20 protein-coding genes, 1 tRNA gene, 2 rRNA genes and 2 pseudogenes (1 of these 25 cut by a window edge) are annotated in these 25,650 nt (G+C 61.4%); all 25 read left to right on the plus strand.

Features of this window, described 5'->3' with window-relative positions; translation table 11 throughout:
- Positions 1–1,968: ribosomal RNA gene (locus ACQK2M_RS05855) — 23S ribosomal RNA — on the plus strand (it extends 854 nt beyond the left edge of the window).
- 71 nt (positions 1,969–2,039) lie between these two features.
- Positions 2,040–2,154: ribosomal RNA gene (gene rrf / locus ACQK2M_RS05860) — 5S ribosomal RNA — on the plus strand.
- A gap of 89 nt (positions 2,155–2,243) precedes the next feature.
- A tRNA-Met gene (locus ACQK2M_RS05865) sits at positions 2,244–2,320 on the plus strand.
- Between the two features lie 192 nt (positions 2,321–2,512).
- Positions 2,513–3,232, plus strand: coding sequence for an HAD family hydrolase (locus ACQK2M_RS05870; protein WP_425417031.1), 720 nt, complete (start codon positions 2,513–2,515; stop codon positions 3,230–3,232).
- Positions 3,210–4,166 (plus strand): sugar-binding transcriptional regulator, encoded by a 957-nt coding sequence (locus ACQK2M_RS05875; protein ID WP_425417032.1) that lies wholly within the window; start codon positions 3,210–3,212, stop codon positions 4,164–4,166. The genes ACQK2M_RS05870 and ACQK2M_RS05875 overlap by 23 nt, the downstream gene beginning before the upstream one ends.
- 164 nt (positions 4,167–4,330) lie before the next feature.
- Entirely contained in the window at positions 4,331–5,635 is a 1,305-nt protein-coding gene (locus ACQK2M_RS05880) for an ABC transporter substrate-binding protein (RefSeq protein ID WP_425417033.1), read from the plus strand.
- Between the two features lie 111 nt (positions 5,636–5,746).
- Entirely contained in the window at positions 5,747–6,625 is an 879-nt protein-coding gene (locus ACQK2M_RS05885; RefSeq protein WP_223478178.1) for a carbohydrate ABC transporter permease, read from the plus strand.
- Positions 6,626–6,637: 12 nt separating this feature from the next.
- Positions 6,638–7,468: a carbohydrate ABC transporter permease gene (locus ACQK2M_RS05890; RefSeq protein ID WP_425417034.1), complete on the plus strand. Its 831-nt coding sequence runs from the start codon at positions 6,638–6,640 to the stop codon at positions 7,466–7,468.
- Between the two features lie 10 nt (positions 7,469–7,478).
- Positions 7,479–8,483: an ABC transporter ATP-binding protein gene (locus ACQK2M_RS05895; protein WP_425417035.1), complete on the plus strand. Its 1,005-nt coding sequence runs from the start codon at positions 7,479–7,481 to the stop codon at positions 8,481–8,483.
- Positions 8,480–9,253: an L-iditol 2-dehydrogenase gene (locus tag ACQK2M_RS05900; protein ID WP_425417036.1), complete on the plus strand. Its 774-nt coding sequence runs from the start codon at positions 8,480–8,482 to the stop codon at positions 9,251–9,253. The genes ACQK2M_RS05895 and ACQK2M_RS05900 overlap by 4 nt, the downstream gene beginning before the upstream one ends.
- Before the next feature lie 4 nt (positions 9,254–9,257).
- Positions 9,258–10,724: a mannitol dehydrogenase family protein gene (locus tag ACQK2M_RS05905; RefSeq protein ID WP_425417037.1), complete on the plus strand. Its 1,467-nt coding sequence runs from the start codon at positions 9,258–9,260 to the stop codon at positions 10,722–10,724.
- 146 nt (positions 10,725–10,870) lie between these two features.
- The gene (locus tag ACQK2M_RS05910; protein WP_425419991.1) at positions 10,871–11,833 is read left to right on the plus strand and encodes an SLAC1 anion channel family protein; all 963 of its coding nucleotides are present in this window, start codon (positions 10,871–10,873) and stop codon (positions 11,831–11,833) included.
- 88 nt (positions 11,834–11,921) lie between these two features.
- Positions 11,922–12,500 carry a peroxidase-related enzyme gene (locus ACQK2M_RS05915; protein WP_425417038.1) on the plus strand — a complete coding sequence of 193 codons (579 nt, stop codon included), beginning with the start codon at positions 11,922–11,924 and terminating at the stop codon, positions 12,498–12,500.
- 62 nt (positions 12,501–12,562) lie between these two features.
- Positions 12,563–14,650, plus strand: a complete 2,088-nt coding sequence (locus tag ACQK2M_RS05920; protein WP_425417039.1) for a PAS-domain containing protein — start codon at positions 12,563–12,565, stop codon at positions 14,648–14,650.
- Positions 14,647–14,937: pseudogene (locus ACQK2M_RS05925) on the plus strand (response regulator); the annotation flags it as partial. The gene ACQK2M_RS05920 and the pseudogene ACQK2M_RS05925, both read left to right, overlap by 4 nt.
- Positions 14,917–15,016 (plus strand): annotated as a pseudogene (locus ACQK2M_RS05930) (response regulator transcription factor); the annotation flags it as partial. The pseudogenes ACQK2M_RS05925 and ACQK2M_RS05930, both read left to right, overlap by 21 nt.
- Before the next feature lie 32 nt (positions 15,017–15,048).
- Complete coding sequence (locus ACQK2M_RS05935) at positions 15,049–15,363, plus strand: winged helix-turn-helix domain-containing protein (RefSeq protein ID WP_425419992.1); 315 nt, start codon at positions 15,049–15,051, stop codon at positions 15,361–15,363.
- 223 nt (positions 15,364–15,586) lie between these two features.
- Complete coding sequence (locus tag ACQK2M_RS05940; RefSeq protein ID WP_425417040.1) at positions 15,587–17,566, plus strand: AMP-dependent synthetase/ligase; 1,980 nt, start codon at positions 15,587–15,589, stop codon at positions 17,564–17,566.
- Positions 17,567–17,601: 35 nt separating this feature from the next.
- Positions 17,602–18,405, plus strand: a complete 804-nt coding sequence (locus ACQK2M_RS05945; RefSeq protein WP_425419993.1) for an ABC transporter ATP-binding protein — start codon at positions 17,602–17,604, stop codon at positions 18,403–18,405.
- A gap of 78 nt (positions 18,406–18,483) precedes the next feature.
- Complete coding sequence (locus ACQK2M_RS05950; protein ID WP_223478336.1) at positions 18,484–19,437, plus strand: branched-chain amino acid ABC transporter permease; 954 nt, start codon at positions 18,484–18,486, stop codon at positions 19,435–19,437.
- 5 nt (positions 19,438–19,442) lie between these two features.
- A complete protein-coding gene (locus tag ACQK2M_RS05955; RefSeq protein ID WP_223478187.1) occupies positions 19,443–20,519 on the plus strand; it encodes a branched-chain amino acid ABC transporter permease in 1,077 nt (358 codons plus the stop codon).
- A gap of 70 nt (positions 20,520–20,589) precedes the next feature.
- Positions 20,590–21,888: an ABC transporter substrate-binding protein gene (locus tag ACQK2M_RS05960; RefSeq protein WP_425417041.1), complete on the plus strand. Its 1,299-nt coding sequence runs from the start codon at positions 20,590–20,592 to the stop codon at positions 21,886–21,888.
- 68 nt (positions 21,889–21,956) lie between these two features.
- Positions 21,957–22,781, plus strand: coding sequence for an ABC transporter ATP-binding protein (locus tag ACQK2M_RS05965; RefSeq protein WP_425417042.1), 825 nt, complete (start codon positions 21,957–21,959; stop codon positions 22,779–22,781).
- A gap of 29 nt (positions 22,782–22,810) precedes the next feature.
- A complete protein-coding gene (locus ACQK2M_RS05970) occupies positions 22,811–24,055 on the plus strand; it encodes a phenylacetate--CoA ligase family protein (protein ID WP_425417043.1) in 1,245 nt (414 codons plus the stop codon).
- A gap of 93 nt (positions 24,056–24,148) precedes the next feature.
- On the plus strand, positions 24,149–25,648 hold the full coding sequence (locus ACQK2M_RS05975; protein ID WP_223478191.1) for a CoA-acylating methylmalonate-semialdehyde dehydrogenase: 1,500 nt from the start codon (positions 24,149–24,151) through the stop codon (positions 25,646–25,648).
- The last annotated feature ends 2 nt before the right edge of the window (positions 25,649–25,650 follow it).

Raw genomic sequence — 25,650 nt, forward strand, 5'->3', positions numbered from 1 at the left:
TCAAACTCGGAAATAGCTGGTTCTCTGCGAAATCTATTTAGGTAGAGCGTTGGACGAATACTCCCGGGGGTAGAGCACTGGATGGGTAATGGGGACTCACCGTCTTACTGATCCTAACCAAACTCCGAATACCGGGAAGTAATATCCAGCAGACACACGGCGGGTGCTAACGTCCGTCGTGGAGAGGGAAACAACCCTGACCGCCAATTAAGGTCCCCAAGTCATGGCTAAGTGGGAAAGGAAGTGAGACTCCCAAAACAACCAGGATGTTGGCTTAGAAGCAGCCATCATTTAAAGAAAGCGTAACAGCTCACTGGTCTAATTAAGGGGTTTTGCGCCGAAAATGTAACGGGGCTAAAGCCATGCACCGAAATTGCGGGTGTGCGTAAGCACGCGGTAGCAGAGCGTTCTGTAAGTCTGTGAAGGGGGACCCGTGAGGGCCCCTGGAGATATCAGAAGTGCGAATGTTGACATGAGTAACGATAAAGGGGGTGAGAGACCCCCTCGCCGAAAGTCCAAGGGTTCCTGCTTAAAGTTAATCTGAGCAGGGTTAGTCGGCCCCTAAGGCGAGGCCGAAAGGCGTAGTCGATGGGAATGAGGTTAATATTCCTCAACCTGGAGGTAGTGACGAATTCCGTAAGCTGTCAGTCCTTATCGGATTGAATTGGCAGTGATGGAGTTCCGGGAAATAGCTCCTCCATATAGACCGTACCCCAAACCGACACAGGTGGACAGGTAGAGTATACCAAGGCGCTTGAGAGAACTACGTTGAAGGAACTCGGCAAATTGCACGCGTAACTTCGGAAGAAGCGTGACCCTTTCGCGGGTAACCGTGGGAGGGTGGCACAGACCAGGGGGTAGCGACTGTTTACCAAAAACACAGGGCTCTGCGAAGCCGCAAGGCGACGTATAGGGTCTGACGCCTGCCCGGTGCTGGAAGGTTAAAAGGAGAGGTGCAAGCCTTGAATTGAAGCCCCAGTAAACGGCGGCCGTAACTATAACGGTCCTAAGGTAGCGAAATTCCTTGTCGGGTAAGTTCCGACCTGCACGAATGGCGTAACGACTTCCCCGCTGTCTCCAACGTAGACTCAGTGAAATTGAATTCCCCGTGAAGATGCGGGGTTCCTGCGGTTAGACGGAAAGACCCCGTGCACCTTTACTATAGCTTCACACTGGTATTCGCCAAGGCATGTGTAGGATAGGTGGTAGACTTTGAAGCGTGGGCGCCAGCTCGCGTGGAGTCATCCTTGAAATACCACCCTTATCTTCGTGGATATCTAACCGCGACCCGTTATCCGGGTCCGGGACAGTGTGTGGTGGGTAGTTTGACTGGGGCGGTCGCCTCCTAAAGAGTAACGGAGGCGCGCGATGGTGGGCTCAGAACGGTCGGAAATCGTTCGCTGAGTGCAATGGCATAAGCCTGCCTGACTGCGAGACTGACAAGTCGAGCAGAGACGAAAGTCGGTCATAGTGATCCGGTGGTCCCGTGTGGAAGGGCCATCGCTCAACGGATAAAAGGTACGCCGGGGATAACAGGCTGATGACCCCCAAGAGTCCATATCGACGGGGTTGTTTGGCACCTCGATGTCGACTCATCGCATCCTGGGGCTGGAGCAGGTCCCAAGGGTATGGCTGTTCGCCATTTAAAGCGGTACGTGAGTTGGGTTCAGAACGTCGTGAGACAGTTCGGTCCCTATCTGCCGTGGGTGTAGGAATATTGAGAGGATCTGTCCCTAGTACGAGAGGACCGGGATGGACGTATCACTGGTGGACCTGTTGTCGTGCCAACGGCATAGCAGGGTAGCTATATACGGAACGGATAACCGCTGAAGGCATCTAAGCGGGAAACCGACCTCGAAACGAGTATTCCCTGAGAGTCGTGGAAGACGACCACGTTGATAGGCCGGGTGTGGAAGCGCAGTAATGTGTGAAGCTTACCGGTACTAATAGCTCGATCGGCTTGATCGTTCTCATTGCTTGTGTCCATGGCTAACGCCGTGGCGCAAATTCCAGCTTCTTGTTTGTTTGTGCTTCGCCGACCTGGTGGTTCTGGCGGGGTGGCTGCACCCGATCCCATTCCGAACTCGGCCGTGAAACACCCCAGCGCCGATGGTACTTCGTCTTAAGACGCGGGAGAGTAGGTCGCTGCCAGGTCTGCAAAGCACAAGCATCTTCTTCTCTTTTCGAACCCTTTCTCGACCGTCCGCACAGGCGGTTTTCTCAACGGCCGAGTAAAATAATGGCGCGGGGTGGAGCAGCCCGGTAGCTCGTCAGGCTCATAACCTGAAGGTCGCAGGTTCAAATCCTGCCCCCGCAACCAAGATCAACCCGTTGTCCGCTTGGGCAGCGGGTTTTTTTGTGTCCAGATTCCGCGCCGACGTCTCGCAGTCGCTGTTCCCGGTTCACGAGTCAGACACTCGGCGAGGTATTATCCAGGCGACATCGGCGGGAGTGGTTTGTGCCGGACGATCGACTAATGTAATCGGGCAGCGTGAAAACGGGCGCGGTTGGAATGGGAAAAGGCAAGACGGAACTCGTCATCTTCGATTGCGACGGCGTTCTGATCGACAGTGAAATCATCAGCGCGCGCATCCTCATCCGGCAGTTGGGCCGTGTCGGGGTGCATGTCGACTTTCCCTATGTGCAAAAGAACTTCCTCGGACGCTCCTGGACGAAGGTCGCGGCCGAAGTGCGCGTGAATTACGGGCTGGATCTCGATTCGGATTTCGAGGAAAGCTACCGCAGCGAGTTGCTGACCGCCTTCGAAACCGAGTTGCAGACGGTCTCCGGGATCGAAACCGTACTCGAGGAGCTCGACACACCGGCTTGCGTCGCCACGAGCAGCACGCCGAAGCGGGCCAGCCGCTCGCTTCATCTGTCCGGACTTTCCCGCTATTTCGGCGATCGCCTTTTCACCGCATCGCAGGTTGCCAACGGCAAACCCGCGCCGGACCTCTTCCTGTTTGCGGCAGCCACGATGGGCGTTGCGCCGGAGAAATGTCTCGTCATCGAGGACTCGACGCCCGGGCTTGCCGCCGCGCGGGCAGCCGGGATGGAGGTTTGGCGGTTTTGCGGCGGAAGCCATCTGCGCGGCATGTCGCTGGAGGAACTCGCCGGTGATGGCGGCTACAGGCTCTTTGACAAATGGAGCGAGTTCTTTGAAATGGCTCCAAATCTGAGAAAACCAGCGAAAGGGACGGCTTACCGAGATGTCCAGCAAGATCGACAGTGAGAACAGCCGTCTCGATGACGCCGCGCGTGCCGGTTGGCTCTATTATGTCGCCGGCAACACGCAGGACGAGATAGCGCGCAAGCTCGGCGTTTCGCGGCAGTCGGCGCAGCGGCTTGTCTCGCTGGCGGTCAGCGAACGGCTGGTCAAGGTGCGGCTCGATCACCCGATCGCCCATTGCATGGAATTGAGCGCCCGACTCAAGGACGCTTTCGACTTGAAGATCTGCGAGATCGTCCCGAGCGATCCGGATGCGCCGTCCTCTATTATCGGAACCGCCCATGCCGGTGCGTCCGAGATGGAACGGCATCTGAAATCCCGACATCCCAAGATCATCGCGATCGGGACCGGCCGTGCACTGAGGGCCTGCGTCGAGCAATTGTCGCCGATGGACTGTCCGCAGCATTCCATCGTCTCCCTGCTCGGCAACATGATGTCGGACGGGTCGGCGACAGCCTACAACGTGGTCATCCGCATGGCGGAACGGGTCAATGCGAAGCACTACCCCATGCCGCTTCCTGTCTATGCCCGGTCCGAGGAGGAAAAACGCATCCTCCACAACCAGGAGCCGGTTCACAATATTCTCGAACTGATCCGCCAGGCCGATGTCACCTTCGTCGGTATCGGCAACATGGACGCGACTGCGCCGCTGCTCGTCGACGGCTTCCTTACGCGGGACGACATTCGTGCCTTCGATCGTGCCGGCGCGGCGGGCGAGATCACCAGTTGGGTCTATGACAGGCAGGGGCGGGTGATCGAGGGGCTCAGCAACGACCGGGTCAACAGCGCGCCGCTGGTCGTGGATTCGCCCAATCCGGTCATCGGAATTGCCGCGGGCGAAGTGAAGGTCAAGGCTATTCGGGCTGCGATGGAAGGCAAATTGATCAACGGCCTGATCACCAACGAGCACACGGCAGAGCAATTGCTCAAAGAGTGAGCAATTGTACGCATACCCTAAGTATCTGATATAAAACAAATATATCGTTCCGAAAGAACGGCGCGCCCGAAATTCATGAATCGGGCTTGACTTGATATTATCCCGATGTGAGTAATTGCTCGTTATCGTAGCAAATGCCCGTCATGGGCATTGGGAGGAAAATCATGAGAATTTTTGTTCGCGCCCTTCTGGGTGCGTCTGCGCTGTCGTTTGCCGCGTCGGGTGTTTCCGCTGAAACGCTGACGATCGCGACGGTCAACAATGGCGACATGATCCGCATGCAGGGTTTGACCGACGACTTCACCGAGAAGACCGGTCACACCGTCGAGTGGGTCACGCTGGAAGAGAATGTTCTGCGCCAGCGCGTCACCACCGACATCACCACCAAGGGTGGTGCATTCGACATCATGACCATCGGCATGTACGAAACCCCGATCTGGGGTGCGAATGGCTGGCTGGTTCCGCTCGACGACCTCAGCGAAGACTATGATGTCGACGACATCCTGCCGGCCATGGCCGGTGGCCTGAGCCATGACGGCACGCTCTACGCGGCTCCGTTCTACGGCGAATCCTCGATGATCATGTATCGCACCGACCTGATGGAAAAGGCGGGCATGAGCATGCCGGAAGCCCCGACCTGGGATTTCATCCGGGAAGCCGCCGCGGCGATGACCGATCGTGACAACGACATCAACGGCATCTGCCTTCGCGGCAAGGCCGGCTGGGGCGAAGGCGGAGCCTTCATCACCGCGATGTCGAATTCGTTCGGTGCCCGCTGGTTCGACATGGACTGGAATGCCCAGTTCGACACCCAGCCCTGGAAGGATACGCTCGAGTTCTTCGTTGGCATGATGAGCGAGTCCGGCCCGGCCGGCTACGCGACCAACGGCTTCAACGAGAACCTGTCGCTGTTCCAGCAGGGCAAGTGCGGCATGTGGATCGACGCGACTGTCGCGGCGTCCTTCGTGACCAATCCGGACGAGTCGACCGTTGCCGACAGTGTCGGTTTCGCGCTCGCACCGGACAATGGCCTCGGCAAGCGCTCCAACTGGCTCTGGGCCTGGGCGCTGGGCATTCCCGCCGGCACGCAGAAGGCTGACGCAGCCAAGGAGTTCATCGAGTGGGCAACCTCGAAGGACTACATCCAGCTGGTCGCCGAGAATGAAAGCTGGGCCAATGTGCCGCCCGGCGCACGCACCTCGCTCTACGAGAATCCGAACTACAAGGATATCCCGTTCGCGAAGATGACGCTCAAGTCGATCCTGACGGCCGATCCGAACGACTCCACCGTCGAGCCGAGCCCCTATGTGGGCGTCCAGTTCGCGGCCATCCCGGAGTTCGCCGGTATCGCGACCGAAGTCAGCCAGGAATTCTCCGCTGTCTATGCCGGTCAGCAGACCGTCGATGAAGCGCTGGCAAAGGCGCAGGCCATCACCAACGACGCGATGGAAGCCGCAGGCTACCGTTAAGTCGCCTCCCGGACCGGAGGGCGGTTTCGACCGTCCTCCGGAGCCAAACGCGAATATCCTTTCCGTGCACCGTTGCCGACGGCAGGTCCCGTCAACAGAGGAGGTGTGTCCATGGCTACCCAGCACTCCCGTTCCGCAGCTCGCCTGATGATGGCGCCTGCCGTGATCCTGCTTCTGGGATGGATGCTCGTCCCGCTGACGATGACGCTCTTCTTCTCGTTCAAGAAATATCTTCCGCTCAGGGGCGATTCCCTGGGCAACGGGCTGGATTGGGTCGGTTTCGAGAACTACGTCCGCTTCGTTTCGGCAAGTTCCTTCTGGCCGAGCGTCATGACCACCCTGCTGATCGTCGGCGGCGTGCTCGTGATCACCGTCGTCCTCGGCATCTTCCTGGCGATCTTGCTGGATCAGCCGATGTGGGGCCAGGGCATCGTGCGCATTCTGGTCATCGCCCCCTTCTTCGTCATGCCGACCGTCTCCGCGCTGGTGTGGAAGAACCTCTTCATGGACCCGGGCAACGGCTTTCTCGCCCATGTCTACCGCTTCTTCGGCGCAACACCCGTGGAATGGCTGAGCCAGGCCTCGCTGCAGTCGATCATCATGATCGTCAGCTGGCAGTGGCTGCCATTCGCGACGCTCATCCTTCTGACCGCGATCCAGTCGCTCGACAGCGAACAGCTTGAAGCCGCCGAAATGGATGGCGCGCCGATCCCGTCGCGGTTCATCTACATCGTGCTGCCGCACCTCGCCCGTGCGATCACCATCGTGATCCTGATCCAGACAATCTTCCTGCTGTCGATCTTCGCCGAGATCTTCGTGACCACCGGCGGCGCATTCGGCACCCGGACGCTGACCTATCTGATCTATCAGCGGGTGCTCGAGAGCCAGAATGTCGGGCTCGGCTCAGCCGGGGGCGTCTACGCAATCATCCTTGCCAATATCGTTGCCATCTTCCTGATGCGCATCGTCGGCAAGAACCTCGACGCGTGAGGAGGACAGACCATGGCCCGCGCAGTCACTACGCAACGCAAGACGATCAACACGATCATCGCCTGGACGATCGGCCTGCTGATCTTCTTCCCGATCCTCTGGATCATCATCCTGTCCTTCAAGGCGGAAGGTGATGCGATCAAGACACCGATCGCGGTTCTGACCTCCGGCTGGACGCTGGAAAATTACGGCGTGGTGCAGGAACGCTCGGACTACGCCAAGCACTTCTTCAACTCGGTGATCCTCGCCCTTGGCTCGACGATACTCGGATTGATTATCGCAGTGCCGGCGGCGTGGTCGATGGCATTCGTGCCGTCCAAGCGCACCAAGGACATCCTGCTGTGGATGCTGTCGACCAAAATGCTGCCCGCGGTCGGCGTGCTCTACCCCATGTATCTGATCTTTATCGAACTGGGCTTGCTCGATACCCGGATCGGTCTGGTTGTCGTCCTGATGCTGATCAATCTGCCGATCATCGTATGGATGCTCTACACCTATTTCAGGGAAATCCCGGGCGAGATCCTTGGAGCGTCGCGCATGGACGGGGCGAGCCTGCGCGAGGAAATCCTCTATGTGCTGACGCCGATGGCGATCCCCGGCATGGCCTCGACGGTGCTCCTGAACGTGATCCTCGCCTGGAACGAGGCTTTCTGGACCCTCAACCTGACGGCGGCCAAGGCGGCTCCGCTCACGGCTTTCATTGCCAGCTATTCCAGCCCCGAGGGGTTGTTCTACGCGAAGCTGTCAGCGGCTTCGACAATGGCGATCGCGCCAATCCTGATCATGGGCTGGTTCAGCCAGAAACAACTCGTCCGGGGCCTGACCTTCGGCGCGGTGAAGTGAGGAGCGAGAGATGGGACGCATTCAACTCAAGCAGGTCAAGAAGTCTTTCGGCGAAGTCACCGTCATCCCGCCGCTGGACCTGGAAATCAACGATGGCGAGTTCGTCGTCTTCGTCGGTCCTTCCGGTTGCGGCAAGTCCACGCTCCTGCGCCTGATCGCCGGGCTGGAGGACGTGTCGGGAGGCGTGATCGAAATCGACGGCTCCGACGCCACATCCATTCCGCCGGCCAAACGCGGTCTGGCGATGGTGTTCCAGTCCTATGCGCTCTATCCGCATATGACGGTGCGAAAGAACATCGCCTTTCCCCTGAGGATGGCCAAGATATCCGCCGAAGAGCAGGAAAAACGCATATCGAATGCGGCCGAGGTGCTCAATCTGACGCCCTATCTCGACCGCCGACCGGGCCAGCTTTCCGGCGGCCAGCGCCAGCGCGTCGCAATCGGTCGCGCCATCGTCCGCGAGCCGGCGGCCTTCCTTTTCGACGAACCCCTGTCGAACCTGGATGCCGCATTGCGCGTTGGCATGCGGCTGGAGATATCGGAGCTGCACAAACGCCTGAAGACGACGATGATCTACGTCACCCACGACCAGGTGGAAGCCATGACCATGGCCGACAAGATCGTGGTGCTGCAGGCCGGCGTGATCGAACAGGTCGGTTCGCCGCTCGAACTTTATCACACGCCGCGCAATCTCTGCGTTGCCGGCTTCATCGGCTCGCCGAAAATGAACCTCATCGGAGGTGCCGAGGCGGAAAAACACAACGCGCACACGATCGGCGTCAGGCCTGAGCATATCGAGGTCTCCGACCACGAAGGACCATGGCGCGGCACGGTTGGCGTGTCGGAGCATCTCGGCTCGGACACCTTCTTCCACATCAATGGAACCGGACTTGCCGACGTCCTGACTGTCAGGGCGAGCGGCGAAGTCGGCCTCAATCGGGGCGACACGATCTTCCTGACGCCGCAGGCCGATAAGATCCATCGCTTCGATCAGCAGGGACTGAGGATCGGATGAAACGGCTGGCGGGGAAGTCGGCGCTGATCACGGGCGCCGCTCGCGGAATAGGCAGGGCATTCGCCGAAGCCTATGTCCGCGAAGGCGCCCGTGTCGCGATCGCGGATATCGACATCGCCCGTGCGCGCGAAACAGCCGCGGAAATCGGTGACGCCGCCATCGCCGTGGAGATGGACGTGACGCGCCAGGAGAGCATCGACGCCGCCGTGGCGAAGACCGTCGACATGCTCGGACGTATCGACATCCTCATCAACAATGCAGCGCTTTTCACCGCCTCGCCGATCGCGGAAATCCGCCGCAAGGACTATCAGCGTGTGTTCGACATCAATGTCGGCGGAACGCTTTTTACCTTGCAGGCGGTCGCGCGACACATGATCGAACGCGGCGGTGGCGGCAGGATCATCAACATGGCGAGCCAGGCCGGACGCCGCGGCGAGCCGCTCGTCGCGGTCTATTGCGCCACAAAGGCGGCCGTCATCAGCCTGACCCAGTCGGCCGGCCTGAACCTGATCGAACACGGTATCAACGTGAACGCGATTTCACCGGGCGTGGTGGATGGCGAGCACTGGGACGGGGTCGATGCGTTCTTCGCCAAATACGAGCACAAGGCGCCCGGCCAGAAGAAAAAGGAAGTCGGTGATTCCGTGCCTTTCGGACGCATGGGAAAGGCCGAAGACCTCACCGGAATGGCCGTTTTCCTGGCCTCTGACGAAGCCGATTACATCGTCTCGCAAACCTACAATGTCGATGGCGGACAATGGATGAGTTAAAGCCGTGACCAAGCTTTCTATCGCAAATCTTCCCGCCATCGATGCGGGTGTCGCCAAGCCTTCCTACAGGCGCGATGATCTTACGCCGGGCATTGTTCATGTCGGGGTCGGGAACTTTCACCGCGCGCACCAGGCAATCTATCTGCACCGGTTGTTCGAGACCGGGCGGGACCTTGACTGGGCCATCATCGGCGGGGGCGTCAAACCCTACGACGCGGCCATGCGTTCGAAACTGAAAGCGCAGGACTGGCTCACCACTGTCGTGGAACTGGATCCCGACGGATTTTCGGCCGGTATCTGCGGGTCCATGGTCGACTTCACCGAGGTGGATCCGAGGGCGCTGATCGGCACCATGACCGGCCCGGAAATCCGCATCGTCTCGCTGACGGTGACGGAGGGCGGCTACTATGTCGATGCCAAGACGGGCGGGTTCGATGCCTCGCATCCGGACATCGTCGCGGACAGTGCCGACCCGACCCATCCGAAGACGGTCTTCGGCATCATCATCGAAGCGTTGATGTGCCGTCGTGAAATCGGGCTCCCGCCCTTTACCGTCATGTCCTGCGATAACCTGCCGGAAAACGGGCATGTCGCGCGCAACGCGGTGCTCGGTCTGGCGAAGTGTCGGGACGACGACGCCCATGACTGGATCGCCAAAAATGTAGCCTTTCCCTGCGGGATGGTCGATTGCATCACGCCGGCGACAGGGCCGCGAGAAATCGCGATCGTACGCGATCAGTTCGGTATCGAGGACGCCGCGCCGGTGGTCTGCGAACCATTCCGGCAATGGGTGCTGGAGGATCGCTTTCCGCAGGGGAGACCCGCTCTCGAGACTGTCGGTGTGGAGTTCGTCGACGACGTCGCGCCCTATGAATTGATGAAGCTGCGCATCCTCAATGGCGGCCATGCGACCATTGCCTATCCGGCGGGACTGCTCGGCATTCATTTCGTTCACGAGGCGATGCGCAACCCGCTGGTTACGGGCTTCCTCGCGAAGCTCGAACATGACGAGATCATTCCGACCGTGCCGGAAATTCCGGGGGTCAGCCTGACCGGATATTACGAGAAGATCGTCGAGCGGTTTTCCAACGCGGCCGTCGGCGACACGATCCCGCGGCTGTGCCTCGACGGGTCGAACCGGCAGCCGAAATTCATCCTGCCGACGATTGCCGCCCGCCTTGCCGCTGGCCAGTCCGTCGACGGGCTGGCGCTGGAGGTGGCGTTGTGGTGCCGTTACTGCGCCGGGATCGACGAGGACGGCAAGCCGATCAAGATCGACGATATCGCGGCCGAACGGCTCAACAAGCAGGCGCTTGCCGCGCGCGACGAGCCGGGCGCATGGCTGTCGATGCACGATATTTTCGGCGATCTGTCCGGCGATCCGGTCTTTTCGGCTGCCTTCGCCAAGGCGCTGGCTTCGCTCTGGTCGAACGGGGTGGCTGCTACCTTGCAAGCCTATATCAAATCCTAGGGCATCCGGTTTCTAACCATCTCCGGCCGGCGCCTTCCCAAGGGAGGCCGCCGGCCGATTGATTCATGTCATGGCTTGTCGGAGCCCTGCGCGCGATCCTGTATCCAGTAAATCAGTGTTCTGGACGAGGGAAACGCACAGTGCAGATGGAACAGGTGCCGACAGACCGGCTGGAGAACTTCCCGGTGACGTTTTTCGCCGTGGTGATGGGCATGCTCGGCCTGACCTTGGCGACGCATGCCGCCGAAACGGCGTTCGGCACCGGCGGCGTCATCTCGATGATCGTGCTGGCGGTTTCCGTCGCCATCATGGCTGCGGTGGCGATGCTCTATACAGCCAAGGTCTTCAGGCACCGTCCTGCCGTGGTCGAGGAGTGGAGCCATCCGGTCAAGGTCGCCTTCTTTCCGACGATCTCGATCTCGACCCTGCTTCTGGCAGTCGCGATCCTTCCCTACAGCATCGGAGCGGCGCATGTTCTCTGGATCGTCGGGACGATCGCACAGGGTATATTGACGCTCAGCGTCATCGCGAACTGGATCGGCCACCGGACTTTCCAGCAGATGCATCTCGGCCCGGCATGGTTCATTCCGGCCGTCGGCAACGTGATCGTGCCGGTCGCCGGAGCGATGCTCGGTTACCAGGAGATTTCCTGGCTGTTCTTCTCCGCCGGGCTGATGTTCTGGATCATCCTGCTGACGCTGGTGATGAACCGGCTGATCTTTCACGATCCACTGCCGGCGCGGTTGCTGCCGACGCTCGTCATCCTCATCGCTCCGCCGGCGGTGGCCTTCATCGCCTATTTTCGCATGACCGGCGAAATCGATGCGTTCTCACGGATCCTGTTGAATTCCGGCTATGTCTTTGCCGCCGTCGTCGCGACACAGGCGCGCAAATTCTCAGGTCTTCCCTTCGCCCTGTCCTGGTGGGCGCTTTCCTTTCCGGTCGCGGCGCTGACGATCGCCTCCTTTCTTTACGCGGGGCAGACCAGTTCACCGGCGCATGAGTTCGTCGCCGGTTTCCTGCTGGCGGCGCTCGTCGCGATCGTTGCGATGTTGCTGGTGAGGACTGCGCGCGCAATCGCGTCACGCAGGATCTGCCTGCCGGAATAGTCGCCGAAACGGGGACACAGTGATTGTGCCGTACGCCGCCACGGGAGTAATCCGGGTGTCGGGGGCATACAGTTTCAGGGAGGAAACCATGAGTACCGTTACCGATCGACCGATCAGCCGCTTTGCCGTACCCAGGCTGGAAGACCTGCCCGAAGACATCCGCCTGCGGGTCGAGGCGGTGCAGGAGAAATCGGGTTTCGTTCCGAATGTGTTTCTTGCGCTCGCGCACCGGCCCGACGAGTTCCGCGCCTTTTTCGCCTATCACGATGCGCTGATGGAAAAGCCGGGAAATCTCTCCAAGGCGGAGCGCGAGATGATCGTGGTGGCGACGTCGAGCGCCAACCAGTGCCAGTATTGCGTGGTTGCCCATGGGGCCATCCTGCGAATCCGGGCAAAAAACCCGCTGATTGCAGACCAGATTGCCGCAAATTATCGCAAGGCGGACATTACGCCGCGCCAGAAGGCGATGCTCGATTTCGCGATGAAGGTCTCCGCGCGCAGCCATGACGTTGAAGAAGCGGATTTCGCATTGCTTCAAAAGCACGGCCTGACGGAAGACGACGCCTGGGACATCGCGGCGATTTCCGCGTTTTTCGGCATGTCGAACCGCATCGCCAATGTCACCTCCATGCGGCCGAACGACGAGTTTTACGCGCTCGGGCGCTGAGGCTTGTCGGAGCCCCGTCGCACGCATTCGTCTTGTCGGGCGGGGGCCACGTGGCGTATCGGATGGACATGAACAGAGCGGATCGCAAAGAACGCCCCGAATTCCAGGGCTTGAAGCATCGCCCGGCGAAGCCATCCGACCGCTCGCCCGAACGCTCGATGGAGTGGCTGGTTTCCGGCCTGAATCTGCTCGAACAGGGCATCACGATCTTCGACGCCGATTTGCGGCTGATTCACGCCAACCGCACATTCCTGCGCCTTTACGATCTGCCGGACGAATATTCGGCGCCCGGGACGACATTCGAGGCGATCAACCGTTTCCTGGCCGAAAAGGGCGATTTCGGCCCCGGCGATGTCGACGGGCTGGTGCGCGAACGGGTCGAGCGTGCGGAGGCATTCGAGGATCATTATCTCGAACGCGTGCGTCCGAACGGGATGGTCATCGCGGTAGAAGGCCATGCGCTGGCCGATGGCGGCTGGGTCGCGGTCTATACCGACATCACCTCGAAAAAGAACTCCGAAGCGCTGCTACGCGAGCGCGCCGACCGGCTGTCTCACAGCCTGCTGGAGCGCTCGGAACAACTCGAAGCAACGAACCGCGAACTCAATGCGGCCAACCGTGCGCTTGAGGAGGTGAGCAGCCGACTTGCGGAATCGGAAAGCCGCATGCGGACGATCACGCACTCCGTGCCGGCCCATATCGCCTATATCGATCGGGATCTCGTCTACCTCTTTTCCAACAACAAGCTGGCTGACATGCTGGGGTTCGACGATCTGCATTTCCAGGGCCGCCGGGTTTCCGAACTGTTCGATCCCGAAGACCTCGAAGTGCTGATGCCGGCCATCAATGGTGCGCTGGACGGGCGGCCCTGTTCGGTCGATTTCCACCCGCGCGACGCCAATGGCGAGCATCGCCACCTGCGGTCCTCGCTGGTTCCGGAAAGGGACGCGAATGGCAAGGTGACCGGCGCCCATATCCTGTCCATCGACGTGACCGAGGAGAAGCGCGCGATGGACCTGATCGTGCATTCCAAACGCATGGAAGCGGCAATCGCGCTCACATCGGGGGTCGTGCACGATTTCTCCAACATCATGACGATCATTCTCGGCAATCTGAACAGGTTGTCGGATCCGGCGCTGGCGGGCGGGGAACGCGAGCGGATTTTGCAGGCGACACGACGCGCGGTCGAACGCGGCGGGCGGGTCACCGACCAGCTGATGAGCTTCTCGCGCAACGAGGATCTCGTGCCGACCCTGTGCAACCTGAACCGGATCACCGAGGATCTGGTGCGCCTTTTCGCGGCTTCGCTCGACCCGTCGACGACCATCACCGTGACCGACAGGGAGGGCGCGCTCGGCGTCTGCATGGACGAACGCGCCTATCAGGATGCGCTGCTCAACCTGTTGCTCAACGCGCGAGACGCCATCGGACATGCCGGATCGATATCCGTCGAGATCGCACGGACAGAAACCGGTGACGGCCCGGCGGTTACGGTGGCAGTTCGCGACGATGGGTGCGGTTTTCCGGACGGGACGATCGACAGGGCCTGCGAGGCCTTCTTTTCGACCAAGCAGGGCGGGCGCGGGCGCGGGCTCGGCCTTTCCATGGTTCGCCGGTTCCTGCGGCGTTCCGGCGGCGGGCTGGAGATCGAGAGCGCGCCGGGCGAGGGCGCGGCGATCACGATGACGCTGCCGCTTGCCGGCGATGTGGCCATGGAGATTGCCGCCCCGCGCGATACCAAACGGATCGGCGCGCGGCCGGGCGGGCTCGCGGTGGTTCTCGACGACGAGGCGGAAATTCGCGAACTCGTCCGCGGATATCTGCTGAAGGCGGACTTCCAGGTCATCGAGGCATCGACTGGCGGCGAGGCGCTCGAGCTTCTCGCCAATCTGCCGAAGGTTGCGCTGCTGGTGAGCGACATCATGATGCCGGGATCGACGACCGGGATCGATGTTGCGCGCGAGGCGCGGGCGCTTCGTCCGGATTTGCCGTGCCTCCTGATCAGCGGGCTGGCGACGACGCACCCGGCGCTTGGCGAGGCGGAGAGGGAGTTCCACCTGCTCAAGAAGCCGTTCGGTGAAACGGACTTCATCGCCGCGCTCGACGCCCTTTTCGCCGAAGCGCTTCCCGCCAGCGCGGTCGGCGCATGACGGAGGCTGGGCACTATATCGCCGTCATCGAGGATGACCGGGACATCGCCGATATCCTGGAGGCGGCGCTGCAGCGCGCCGGATACGAGACGGAATCCTTCGACAGCGGCGCGTCGTTCATCCGCGCACTGGCGCGGCGGGAACCCGATCTTTGCCTGATCGACCTGTCGCTGCCTGACCGCGACGGGCTTTCGATCGTTGCCGAATTGCGCGACCGGCCCCGGATCGCCTCCATCATCGTCAGCGGGCGCGATGAGATCGGCACCAAGCTGATCGGTCTCGAACTCGGCGCGGACGACTACATCGTCAAACCCTTCGACGACAAGGAAATCGTCGCGCGCGTGCGATCCGTTCTGCGCCGGCTCAAGGGGATTTCGGGTCAGGACACGAAACGTCGCGTGGCGCGCTTTGCGGGCTGGACGGCGGATTTCGGGACCTTCGAACTGATCTCTCCAGCCGGCGAACGAAGCAGTCTTTCGGGCGGTGAAGCCGGCGTTTTGCGGGTTTTTCTGGAATCCGCAAATCGGCTCCTGAACCGCGCGGACCTGATGGACCGTCTCGGTATCGACGCCGACACGAATTTCGACCGGTCGATCGACGTACGGATTTCCCGGCTTCGCGCCAAGCTGGAGGAAGACCCGCGCAATCCGCGTTTCATCAAGACCGTCTATGGCGCGGGCTACCTCATGGTCGCCCAGGTGGAGTGGTCCTGACGCCGCGATTCCTGTCGCGCCGCAGCATTCCTGAAACAATTCGCAACATTCAGGCAAAAATCCCGCAACGATCGGGTGCTAGCTAAAGTCTCGGTTGAACAAGACCAAGTCTTGGACTTGACTGATACCGGTCGATCGGCGGGCGTTGAGGAGCGCAATGCGTCGGCAGGCCATTTTCGGGAGCGCTGGAGGGCGCGACCGGAAAAGGGAGGAAGATAAGCATATGCCGTCCACGGTGCAGGCCGGGGCGAACGCCCCCGAGACCTTTGCGCAATATCTGCTGCTGAACGCGGAGCGTCATGCTTCGCGAACCGCCATGCGGCACAAGGACAACGGCATCTGGAAGAGCTGGACCTGGGCCGAAATGGCCGACGAGATCCGGGCTTTCTCCATGGGACTGGCCGCGATCGGCCTGAAGAAGGGCGACAAGGTCGCGATCGTCGGACACAACCGTCCGCGTCTCTACTGGGCATTCGCCGCTGTCCAAGCGCTGGGCGCGGTGCCCGTTCCCGTCTATGCGGATTCGGTCGCCGAGGAGATGACCTATGTCCTCGATCATGCGGGCGTGCACTTCGCGGTTTGCCAGGACCAGGAGCAGGTCGACAAGCTCCTGTCGATTACCGACAAGCTCAAGGATCTGCATCAGATCGTCTATGACGAGACGCGCGGCTTGCGCGATTACGACCACACCAACCTGCATTCGATCGACGCGATCGAACAGGCTGGTCGCGATCTGGTCGCCGAGAAGGGCGATGCCGACTGGAAGAAGGGCATCGCCGACACCAGGGGCGATGACATCGCCGTCATGCTCTACACGTCCGGCACGACCGGGAAGCCGAAGGGCGTCATGCTGTCCTTCGACAACCTCGTGATCTCGGCGCGCAACGGCAACACATTCGACAATCTGACGAAGGACGACACGGTTCTCGCCTATCTGCCGCTTGCCTGGGTCGGAGACCATGTCTTCACCTACGCGCAGGCCTATGTGGCGGGCTACAGCGTCTGCTGCCCGGAAAGCCCGGAGACGGTGGACAGCGACCGTCGCGAGATCGCGCCGTCCTATTTCTTCGCGCCGCCGCGCGTTTTCGAAAACCTGTTGACCGCCGTGCTGGTGCGCATGGAGGATGCGGGCAAGACCAAGAAGCGCATGTTCGACTACTTCATGGCGCATGCGCGCCGTGTCGGCGAGCCGATCCTCAACGGCGAGAGCGTCTCCTTTGCGGACCGGTTCAAATACTGGCTTGGGGAACTGCTCGTCTACGGTCCGCTGAAGAACCGGATGGGCTTCACCCGGATGCGGGTCGGCTATACGGCCGGAGAGGCGATCGGGCCGGAGATCTTCCGCTTTTATCGATCGCTCGGCCTCAATCTGAAACAGCTCTACGGACAGACCGAGGCCTCGGTCTACATCACCGCGCAGCCGGACGGCGAAATTCGCGCCGATACGGTCGGCAGGCCGTCGCCCGACGTGGAAATCCGCATCGAGGAAAGCGGCGAGGTGATGTACCGGTCTCCTGGCGTGTTCGTCGGCTATTACCGCAATGACGAGGCGACGCGCGAGACGAAGACCAACGACAACTGGGTTCATACGGGCGATGCGGGGTTCTTCGACCATGAAGGCCATCTGAAGATCATCGACCGGGCCAAGGATGTCGGCAAGCTGAACGATGGCAGCCTGTTTGCGCCGAAATATATCGAGAACAAGCTGAAGTTCTTTCCGAACGTCAAGGAGGCGGTGGCCTTCGGCGATGGGCGGGATTTCTGCGCCGTCTTCCTCAATATCGACCTGACCTCGGTGGGCAGCTGGGCCGAGCGCAACAACGTTTCCTATGCATCCTACCAGGAGCTGGCGCAGCACGCCCAGGTCTACGCGATGATGGAGGAGCATGTCCGGCAGGTGAACGAGGACCTCGCATCCGAAGAGATGATGGCCGGTTCGCAGATCGCCCGCTTCCTCGTTCTCCACAAGGAGCTCGACGCCGATGACGGCGAACTGACGCGCACGCAGAAGGTGCGCCGATCGTTCATCGCGGAGCGCTACGCGCCGTTGATCGATGCGCTCTATGACGGCTCGACGGAAAAATTCGTCGATACCGAAGTGACCTTCGAGGACGGGCGCAAGGGCAAGATTTCCGCGACGGTCCAGATCCGCGACATGGAGCGGCTGCCGGTTGCCGGCGGGCACAAGGAGGCGGCGGAATGAACGTGCATATGCGTGAGGACATGTCGCTGCATTCCATGCGGGCCGATGACGGTATCGCCAAGGGCGAGGAACTGCTCAAGGTCGATAACATCTCGCTCTCCTTCGGCGGCGTGAAGGCGATCACGGACATCTCCTTCGACATCAGGAAAGGCGAGATTCGCGCCATTATCGGGCCGAATGGCGCCGGCAAGACCTCGATGCTCAACGTCATCAACGGCTTCTACTACCCGCAGGAGGGGGTGATCACCTTTCGCGGCAAGCGGCGTCGCCGGGTTCGCCCGCATGAGACGGCTCGGGAAGGCATCGCGCGGACGTTCCAGAACATCGCGCTGTTCAAGGGCATGTCGACGCTCGACAACATCATGACCGGCCGGATCACGCTTCAGAAGCGCAACATGTTCTGGCACGGGCTTTGGACGGGGCCGGCCGAACGCGAGGAGATCGAGCATCGCGAGGCGGTGGAGAGGATCATCGATTTCCTGGAGATCGAGCATATTCGCAAGACCCCGGTCGGCAGGCTGCCCTACGGCTTGCAAAAGCGGGTGGAACTCGGACGGGCGCTCGCGGCGGAACCGGCCCTGCTTCTCCTCGACGAACCGATGGCGGGCATGAACCTCGAGGAAAAGGAGGACATGAGCCGCTTCATCCTCGACGTGAACCAGCAATACGGCACCACGATCGCTCTGATCGAACACGACATGGGCGTCGTCATGGACCTGTCGGACCGCGTCGTCGTGCTCGATTACGGCAAGAAGATCGGCGACGGCACACCGGACGAGGTGCGCAATAACCAGGACGTGATCGATGCCTATCTGGGGGTGCCGCATGAAGAAGCGTGACCGCGTGCATGGCGAGGGGAGATTGATCGGTTGAGCCCAGCGATCCTGAATTTCATCGAGACCTGCCTCAACGGGCTGATGGCCGGCGTGATGTATTCGCTCGTCGCGCTCGGCTTCGTCCTCATCTTCAAGGCGTCCGGCATCTTCAATTTCGCGCAGGGCGTCATGGCGCTGTTCGCGGCGCTGACGCTGGTCGGTTTCCAGACCGGGCAGGTTCCGTTCTCGCATCTGATCAACGCGATCTTCGGAACGGATATCCATCACTGGGGCGGCGGTATGCCGACGATCCTCGCCATCGTCCTTGCAATGGGCGTGATGGTGCTGCTCGCCTTCCTGCTGGAACGGTTCGTCCTCAAATACCTCGTCAACCAGGAGCCGATCATCCTGTTCATGGCGACCATCGGCCTGGCCTACTTTCTCGAGGGGCTGGGCGACCTGATGTGGGGCGCCGACATCAAGCGGATGGATGTCGGGCTGCCGTCGGGCGGATCATTCTGGTGGGAAGACCTTACCCGCGCATGGGCTCCGGCGGATGCGGATTATTACGGGATGTATATCGACACGCTCGACGTCTCGGCCGCCATCATCGCGGCGATCCTCGTGACCGGGCTGACGCTGTTCTCGCAATATACGGCGACCGGCCGGGCGCTGCGCGCGGTCGCCGACGATCACCAGGCGGCCTTGTCGGTCGGTATCTCGCTTCGCCGCATCTGGGTCATCGTCTGGTCGCTTGCGGGCTTCGTGGCGCTTGTCGCCGGCATCCTGTGGGGCGCGAAGTCCGGCGTGCAATTCTCGCTGTCGCTGATCGCGCTCAAGGCGTTGCCGGTGCTCATTCTCGGCGGGTTCACCTCCATTCCCGGCGCCATCGTCGGCGGGCTCATCATCGGGGTCGGTGAAAAACTGGCCGAAGCCTATGTCGGGCCTTTGGTGGGCGGCGCCATCGAGAACTGGTTCGCCTACATGCTGGCGCTCGCCTTCCTGCTGTTCAGGCCGCAGGGCCTCTATGGCGAAAAAATCATCGAGAGGATCTGAGCCCAATGCTTTATCGCGAGGCCGGTGATTTCAAGACGACATACCGGGAGGACAACCAGACCTTCCCGATCAAGTCGGAACGCTATCTCTTCTGGGGCGCGATGCTGATCGCGTTCTGCGTGGTGCCCTTCTTCGTCAATTCCTATTGGGAAAAGTCGGTCCTGGTGCCGCTGCTTGTCTGGTCGCTGGTGGCGCTCGGGCTCAATATCCTGACGGGGTATTGCGGGCAGGTCTCGCTCGGCACCGGCGCGTTCATGGCCGTGGGCGCGTTTGCCTGCTACAAGCTGATGACCGCCTTTCCGGGCATGAGCATCTTTTTCGTGGTGATCCTGTCAGGCGGTGTCACGGCGCTGGTCGGGATGCTGTTCGGCCTGCCGTCGCTCAGGATCAAGGGCTTCTATCTCGCGGTCGCGACCCTTGCCGCGCAGTTCTTCCTGATCTGGGTCTTCAACAAGTTCGCGTGGTTCTACAACTACTCGGCGTCCGGCCAGATCACGGCGCCGGAGCGCACGGTCTTCGGCATCATCGTCACGGGTCCGAACGCGGCGCCATGGGCGACTTACCTGTTCTGCCTGACATTCCTTTTCATCTTCGCGTGGCTGGCGCGCAATCTGACGCGCGGCCGGATCGGCCGGTCATGGATGGCGATCCGCGACATGGATATCGCGGCCGAGATCATCGGCGTCGAGCCGTTGCGGGCCAAATTGTCGGCGTTCGCCATGTCGTCCTTCTTCATCGGCGTCGGCGGGGCCCTGTTCTTCTCGGTCTATCTGGGCGCGGCGGAAGTCACCGAGGCGTTCGGCATCGACAAGTCGTTCCTCGCCCTTTTCATGGTCATTATCGGCGGGCTCGGCTCGATCCTCGGGTCGTTCCTCGGCGCGGCTTTCCTCGTCCTGATGCCGGTTTTCCTGAAGAACCTGTTCGTCGGATCGCTCGGATGGCCGACCGATGTCGCCGCGCATATCCAGATCATGCTGATCGGCGGACTGATCATCTTTTTCCTCATTGTCGAACCGCACGGGCTCGCTCAGCTCTGGCGGCTGACAAAGGAGAAGCTGCGCCTCTGGCCGTTCCCGTACTGACGGGCGCGATCGCGGTGCAAACCCTTTTTCGGAAGGGAGGAGAATGTCGAAAAACCGGAGGAGTTACGACATGAGACTGACGAAAATCGCAACAGTCGCGGCGGTCGCCGCGATGATGGGGGCGGGACCGGCCATGGCCGACCTCGTATTCCCGTCTCTCAGCTACCGCACCGGACCCTATGCGCCGAACGGCATTCCGTTCGCCGACGGTTACGCTGACTATCTGACACTTATCAACGAACGCGATGGCGGCGTCGGCGGGGTCAAGATCGACAATCCCGAGTGCGAAACCGGCTACAACACCGAGAAGGGCGTCGAGTGTTACGAGTCGACGAAGAATGTCGGCACCGGCGCGCTGATCTACCAGCCGCTCTCGACCGGCATCACCTATCAGCTCATTCCCAAGGTGACGGCTGACGGCATTTCGCTGCACTCCATGGCCTATGGCCGTACATCGGCGATGAACGGCAAGGTGTTCAAGTGGGTGTTCAACTATCCGGCCAACTACTGGGACGGCGCAACCATCGCCGTGCATCATGCGGCCGACATGGAAGGCGGCAGCCTCGACGGAAAGTCGATCGCGCTCGTCTACCACAACTCCGCCTATGGCAAGGAGCCGATCCGCACGCTTGAGGAAATGTCCAAGGAGATGGGCTTCAAGTTGACGCTTATTCCGGTCGACCATCCGGGCCAGGAACAGAAGTCGCAGTGGCTTCAGATTCGCCGCGAACGTCCGGACTATGTCTTCATGTGGGGCTGGGGCGTGATGAACTCCGTGGCCATCCAGGAAGCGGCGAATATCCGCTATCCGATGGATCACTTCATCGGCATTTGGTGGTCCGGTTCCGAGCAGGACGTGCTGCCGGCGGGCGATGGCGCCAATGGCTACAAGTCGCTGAACTTCACGGGCGTCGGCACCGATTACCCGGTCTTCGACGACATCCAGAAATATGTCGTCGATGCGGGCAAGGCAGCTGGTGACGGAACCAATCTCGGCACGGTCCAGTACAACCGCGGCATGTATGCCGCGATGCTCGCCGTCGAGGCGGCCAAGAAGGCCCAGGAGCTTGCCGGCCATGCCGACATCAATGCCGCTGAAATGCGCGACGGCATGGAGGCTCTGGACGTGACCGACGCGACGCTCGAAGCGCTCGGCATGCCGGGCTTCGGTCCGACGGTCAGTGTCGATTGCGCAAACCATGGCGGTTCGGGCGCGGCGCTCGTCCAGCAGTGGGATGCATCCGCCAAGACGTGGAACGCGGTGACGGAATTCATGCCGTCCGACCGTGAACTCGTCACCAAGCTGGCGATGGAGGATTCGGAGGCCTTTGCCGCCGAAAACAACATCGAGCCGCGCGCCTGCGAATAGGCCCAGCCTGAAACACCGGGACCGGCGTTTGCCGCCGGTCCCATCCAACCCTTTCCGGACGAACCGCCATGCTGCAAAAGGCCGAAGAAACCGCACCCCTTCTCGCGGTCAACAATATCGAGGTGATCTACAACCACGTGATCCTCGTGCTGAAAGGCGTGTCGCTCAGCGTGCCGCGCGGCGGGATCGTCGCGATCCTCGGCGCGAACGGCGCCGGCAAGACGACCACGCTGAAGGCGATCTCCAACCTGTTGCGCGCCGAGCGCGGCGAGGTGACCAAAGGCACGATCATTTTCGACGGGGCGGAGATCCAGGACCAGTCGCCGTCGGATCTCGTGCAGCGCGGATGTATCCAGGTCATGGAAGGTCGCCATTGCTTCGGCCATCTGACGATCGAGGAAAACCTGATGACGGGCGCCTTCACGCGCAAGGACGGGCGCGGCGCGATCGCCGCCGATCTCGAGATGGTCTACGACTATTTTCCGCGGCTGAGGGAGCGCCGCAAGAGCCAGGCCGGCTATACGTCCGGCGGCGAACAGCAGATGTGCGCGATCGGCCGCGCGCTGATGTCCCGGCCGACCACCATTCTCCTGGACGAGCCGTCCATGGGGCTGGCCCCGCAACTGGTGGAAGAGATCTTCGAGATCGTGAGCAATCTCAATACCAAGGAAGGGGTTACCTTCCTGCTTGCCGAGCAGAACACGAACATCGCCCTGCGTTACGCCACCTATGGATACATCCTGGAATCGGGCCGCGTGGTGATGGACGGCGAGGCGAAGGAACTGCGTGAAAACGAGGATGTGAGGGAATTCTATCTCGGCATTGGCGGTGAGGGCCGGAAGTCCTTCCGCGATGTCAAACACTACAAACGACGCAAGCGCTGGCTTGCCTGAGGGCGGCGGCGAAATCGACGGGCAGTACCATGAGCGAGTATTTCGACGAACTGGAAACGCGCGATAGCGAGGTGCGCGAACAGGCGCTGTTCGAACGCCTGCCGCATTTCCTCGCCGCCGCGGTGGCGGTCACGCCGGGATGGCGAAAGCGGCTTGCCGACGTCGACTTGAAAGCCGTGTCCTCGCGCGACGCACTGGATGCACTTCCGGTTCTGCGCAAGCCGGAGCTGATGGAAGCGCAGGCCGCCGAGCCGCCGTTTGGCGGGTTCGCCGATCCGACGACGCTTGACGGCAGCCGCGTCTTCATGTCGCCGGGCCCGGTCTGGGAGCCGCAACCGCCCGGACTCGACCCTTGGCATGGCGCGCGCGCGTTCCATGCCGCCGGTATCCGCAAGGGCGATCTGGTGCACAACGCGCTTTCCTATCACATGACGCCGGGCGGCTTCATTCTGGATTCGGGTGCACGTGCGCTGGGCGCGCGCGTCTTTCCGGCCGGCGTCGGCAATACCGAGCAACAGGTCGAGGCGGCGGCGTTCCTGAAGCCGGACGCCTATGCCGGCACGCCGGACTACCTGAAGGTGATGCTCGACAAGGCTGATGAGACCGGCCACGACCTGTCGTCGATCAGGAAGGCGCTTGTCTCGGGCGGGGCGCTGTTTCCTTCGATGCGTGCGGACTATGCCGAACGCGGCGTTTCGGTCATGCAGGCCTATGCCACCGCCGATCTCGGCGTAATCGCCTACGAATCGATGCTAGACGGTCAGCCGTTGCCGGGCATGATCGTCAGCGAAGACATGATCGTCGAAATCGTGCGACCGGGAACGGGCGAACCCGTGCCGGCGGGCGAGGTGGGCGAACTCGTCGTCACATCGTTCAACGCGGCCTATCCGCTGATCCGTTTCGGAACAGGCGATCTGTCTGCCGTTCTCGACGAGCGGTCTCCATGCGGACGCACGAATATGCGTATCAAAGGATGGATGGGGCGCGCCGACCAGCGGACCAAGGTCAAGGGCATGTTCGTCGATCCGAAGCAGGTCGATGCGGTGGTCAAGTCGGTGCCCGGCATCGCGCGGGCCAGGCTCGTGGTCGATCGTGCCGGAGACGGCGACGCCATGACGCTGATGGTCGAGGCCGCGCCGGGCGCGTCGCCGGATGTCGAGGCCTTGAGCAACGCGCTGATTGCCCATACGAAGCTGAAGGGGGCGGTGGAAATCGCTTCCGGGCTGGCCAATGACGGCAAGGTGATCGACGACCGGCGGGACTATTCGAAATAGGACAAGGCGTTCCGGCGCCGCAGGTCTACACCGGCCTTCCGGGGCGGGCGGCGGCTTGCCCGGATACGGGACAAAGATCGAAAGGGAGGAAACATGCGCGAGATCGGGCATTTCATCGGCGGAAAACGCGTGGCCGGCACAAGCGGCCGTTTCAGCGACGTCTACAATCCGGCGACCGGCGAGGTCGAGGCGAAGGTCGCGCTGGCCAGCGGCGCTGAACTGAATGCGGCGATCGAAAACGCCAAGGCGGCGCAACCGGACTGGGGGGCGACCAATCCGCAGCGCCGCGCGCGTGTCCTGATGAAATTCGTCGATCTGCTCCATCGCGACATGGACAAGCTTGCCGAAGCCCTCTCGCGCGAGCACGGCAAGACCCTGCCGGACGCGAAGGGAGACGTGATCCGCGGGCTGGAAGTCGCCGAATTCTGCATCGGCGCGCCGCATCTCCTGAAGGGGGAATTCAGCGAGGGCGCGGGCCCCGGCATCGATATTCATTCCGTCCGCCAACCGCTTGGCGTGGTGGCGGGTATCACGCCGTTCAACTTTCCGGCGATGATCCCGATGTGGAAATTCTGCCCCGCCGTCGCGGCCGGCAATGCATTCATCCTGAAGCCTTCGGAGCGCGATCCGTCCGTGCCGATGATGCTGGCCGAACTGATGCTGGAAGCAGGCCTGCCTGCCGGAATCCTCAATGTCGTCAATGGCGACAAGGAAGCCGTCGATGGCATTCTGGACCATCCGGACATCGAGGCGGTCGGTTTCGTCGGATCGACGGCAATCGCGGAGTATGTGTATTCGCGCGGCTGCGCTGCGGGCAAGCGGGTGCAGTGTTTCGGTGGGGCGAAGAACCACATGCTGATCATGCCCGACGCCGATCTCGACCAGGCGGTGGATGCGCTCGTCGGCGCGGGCTACGGCGCGGCGGGCGAGCGTTGCATGGCCGTCTCCGTGGCGGTGCCGGTCGGCGAGGAGACGGCGGACCGTTTGATGGAAAAGCTCACGCCGCGTGTCGAGAATCTCAAGATCGCGCCCTACACCGCCGGCGACGACGCCGATTTCGGGCCGCTGGTCACCAAGGCGGCGCATGACCGGGTCAAGGGCTACGTGGACAAGGGGGTGGAGGAAGGCGCCGATCTCGTCGTCGACGGCCGCGATTTTTCCATGCAGGGCTACGAGGACGGCTTCTTCATCGGCGGCTGTCTGTTCGACAACGTCACCAAGGACATGACGATCTACAAGGAAGAGATCTTCGGTCCGGTGCTTTCCGTCGTGCGCGCCAAGACATACGAGGAAGGGCTCGATCTCGCGATGAGCCACGAATATGGCAACGGTGTCGCGATCTTCACACGGGACGGTGATGCGGCGCGCGATTTCGCGGCGCGCATCAATATCGGCATGGTCGGGATCAATGTGCCGATCCCGGTGCCGCTCGCCTACTACACGTTCGGTGGCTGGAAACGCTCGGGCTTTGGCGATCTCAACCAGCATGGGCCGGACGCGTTCCGCTTCTATACAAGGACCAAGACGATCACGTCGCGCTGGCCGTCCGGCATCAAGGACGGCGCGGAGTTCGTCATTCCGACGATGGGCTAGGC

The organism is Oricola indica (genome assembly GCF_965227485.1).
GTDB lineage: Bacteria > Pseudomonadota > Alphaproteobacteria > Rhizobiales > Rhizobiaceae > Oricola > Oricola indica.